Below are 3,267 nucleotides of genomic sequence, written 5' to 3'. Positions count from 1 at the left end.
GCCTACGTCGAACAAGACCTCCACGAAATCTACGAAGGCGAAGTCCGCTACGCCCGCGACGCCTTCGAAGGCCTGCGCCTCATGGACGCCCTGATGGGCGTCAAGCGCGGAGTTCCCGGAGTCGAGCTGCCGCCCCTGAAGCAGCGCCGCGTACCCAAGCGCACGGCAACATCAGCGGCTGGCGCCGCGGGCCCCTTCCTGGTCGCGGAACCGGAGGAGGGCGGCCGGTCCGACGTGGCCGTCGACGCTCCGGTGCCCGCCCCGCCGTTCTGGGGCACCCGCGTGGTCAAGGGCATCGCGCTCAAGGAGTACGCCTCCTGGCTCGACGAGACCGCGCTGTTCAAGGGCCAGTGGGGCCTGAAGGACACCGAGACCATCGAGACGGACGGCCGGCCCCGGCTGCGCGGCTGGCTCGACCGGCTGCACACCGACGGGCTGCTCGAAGCGGCCGTCGTACACGGCTACTTCCCCTGCGTGTCCAAGGGCGACGACCTGATCATCCTCGACGAGTTCGGCGGGGAGCGGACCCGCTTCACCTTCCCGCGCCAGCGCCGCGGCCGCCGCCTGTGCCTCGCCGACTACTTCCGCCCCGAGGAGTCGGGCGAGACCGACGTCGTCGGCCTCCAGGTCGTCACCGTCGGCAGCCGCATCGGGGAGGAGACGGCCCGGCTCTTCGCCGCCGACGCCTACCGCGAGTACATGGAGCTGCACGGGCTCTCCGTCCAGCTGGCCGAGGCCCTCGCCGAGTACTGGCACGCCCGCGTCCGCACCGAACTGGGCATCTCCGAGTCCGACCCGGCCTCCATGGCCGGCATGTTCCGCACCGAGTACCAGGGCTGCCGCTACTCACTGGGCTACCCCGCCTGCCCCGACCTCGAGGACCGGGCGAAGATCGCCGACCTGCTGCGGCCGGAACGGATCGGCGTCCACCTGTCGGAGGAGTTCCAGCTGCACCCGGAGCAGTCCACCGACGCGATCGTCATCCACCACCCCGAAGCCACGTACTTCAACGCACGCTGACACCGGAAGGAACGATCCCTTGGCTGCCGTCGTCGCAGAACGCCCCACCCTGGTCCGGCTCCGCCCCGCGGCACGGCCCGGTGTGCGCGAGATCCTGGCCAGCGGCCGGCGCTCGTACTCCTTCGAGTTCTTCCCGCCCAAGACGGAGGCGGGCGAGCGCACCCTGTGGAACGCGATCCGCCGCATCGAGGCCTTCGCGCCCTCCTTCGTCTCCGTCACCTACGGCGCGGGCGGCTCCTCCCGCGACCGCACCGTCGAGGTCACCAAGCGGATCGCCGCCGAGACCACCCTGCGCCCCGTCGCGCACCTGACGGCGGTCGGCCACTCCCGGGCCGAGCTGCGCCACATCATCGGCCAGTACGCCGACGCGGGCATCCGCGACGTGCTCGCGCTGCGCGGCGACCCGCCGGGCGACCCGAAGGGCACGTGGACCCCGCATCCGCAGGGCTTCACGCACGCCCACGAGCTGGTCAGCATGATCCGGCAGCTGGGCGACTTCAGCGTGGGCGTGGCCGCGTTCCCCGAACGGCACCCGCGCTCCCCGGGCTGGACCGAGGACGTCCGGCACTTCGCCGACAAGTGCAAGGCGGGCGCCGACTACGCCATCACGCAGATGTTCTTCCACGTCGAGGACTACCTGCGGCTGCGCGACCGGCTGGACTCGGTGGGCTGCCTGACCCCGGTGATCCCCGAGATCATGCCCGCCACCGACGCGCGCCAGATCCTCCGCTTCGCCGAACTCAGCGACGCCCGCTTCCCCGACGCCCTCGCCCGCCGCCTGGAGGCCGTGCAGGACAGCCCGGCCGACGGGCACAAGGTGGGCGTCGAGTACGCGACCGCGATGGCCCAGCGCCTGCTGGCCGAAGGCGCACCGGGCCTCCACTACATCACCCTCAACCGTTCCACCGCGACGCTCGAGATCCATCAGAACCTGGGCGTCACCTCCTAGCCCCGCCATCCATCACCGGAGTAAGTCACCATGACCAGCCAGACCCCTGCCGATTTCACGGACTACAAGGTCGCCGACATCGCCCTCGCGGAGTTCGGCCGCAAGGAGATCACCCTCGCCGAGCACGAGATGCCGGGCCTGATGTCGATCCGCGCCGAGTACGCCGAGGCCCAGCCGCTGGCCGGCGCCCGCATCACCGGCTCCCTGCACATGACCGTGCAGACCGCCGTCCTGATCGAGACCCTGGTCGCGCTCGGCGCGGAGGTCCGCTGGGTCTCCTGCAACATCTACTCCACCCAGGACCACGCGGCCGCCGCGATCGCCGCCGCCGGCATCCCCGTCTTCGCCTGGAAGGGCGAGACGCTGGAGGAGTACTGGTGGTGCACCGAGCAGGCGCTGACCTGGCCCGGCGCCGACGGCCCGAACATGATCCTCGACGACGGCGGCGACGCCACCCTCCTCGTCCACAAGGGCGTCGAGTACCAGAAGGCCGGCGCGGTCCCCGCCCCGTCCACCGCCGACAACGAGGAGATGGCCCTCGTCCTGGGCCTGCTGGCCCGCACCTCGATCGACTGGGTGAAGCTCGCAGACGGCATCCGCGGTGTCACCGAGGAGACCACCACCGGTGTCCACCGCCTGTACGAGATGCACCAGGCGGGCGAGCTCCTCTTCCCGGCGATCAACGTGAACGACGCCGTGACGAAGTCGAAGTTCGACAACAAGTACGGCTGCCGCCACTCCCTGGTCGACGGCATCAACCGGGCGACCGACGTGCTGATCGGCGGCAAGGTCGCCGTGGTCTGCGGCTACGGCGACGTCGGCAAGGGCTCCGCGGAGTCGCTGCGCGGCCAGGGCGCCCGGGTCATCGTCACCGAGATCGACCCGATCTGCGCGCTGCAGGCGGCGATGGACGGCTACCAGGTCGCCACGCTGGACGATGTGGTGGAGACGGCCGACATCTTCATCACGACGACCGGCAACAAGGACATCATCATGGCCTCGGACATGGCCAAGATGAAGCACCAGGCGATCGTGGGCAACATCGGCCACTTCGACAACGAGATCGACATGGCCGGTCTCGCGAAGATCGAGGGCATCGTCAAGGACGAGGTCAAGCCGCAGGTCCACACGTGGAAGTTCTCCAACGGCAAGGTCCTGATCGTGCTGTCGGAGGGCCGTCTGCTGAACCTGGGCAACGCGACCGGCCACCCGTCGTTCGTGATGTCGAACTCCTTCGCGGACCAGACGCTGGCCCAGATCGAGCTGTTCACCAAGCCCTCGGAGTACCCGACCGACGT

At 69.9% G+C, this 3,267-nt stretch carries 3 protein-coding genes; all 3 read left to right on the top strand.

Going from position 1 to position 3,267, the window contains the following annotated elements; all coding sequences use genetic code 11:
* Positions 1-1,020 (top strand): vitamin B12 dependent-methionine synthase activation domain-containing protein (locus ACFWP3_RS41765; protein ID WP_384232182.1); only part of this gene is annotated, 1,020 nt, incomplete at its 5' end.
* Between the two features lie 82 nt (positions 1,021-1,102).
* Positions 1,103-1,969: a methylenetetrahydrofolate reductase [NAD(P)H] gene (metF, locus tag ACFWP3_RS41760; protein ID WP_384232183.1), complete on the top strand. Its 867-nt coding sequence runs from the start codon at positions 1,103-1,105 to the stop codon at positions 1,967-1,969.
* Positions 1,970-1,999: 30 nt separating this feature from the next.
* Positions 2,000-3,267, top strand: a 1,268-nt coding sequence (gene ahcY, locus ACFWP3_RS41755) for an adenosylhomocysteinase (protein WP_384232181.1), incomplete at its 3' end; no start/stop codon positions are given.

The sequence above is a fragment of the Streptomyces sp. NPDC058525 genome (assembly GCF_042719495.1).
Classification (GTDB): domain Bacteria; phylum Actinomycetota; class Actinomycetes; order Streptomycetales; family Streptomycetaceae; genus Streptomyces.
The sequence above is the reverse complement of the archived record's forward strand: the minus strand, read 5'-3'. Positions and strand labels throughout refer to the sequence as shown.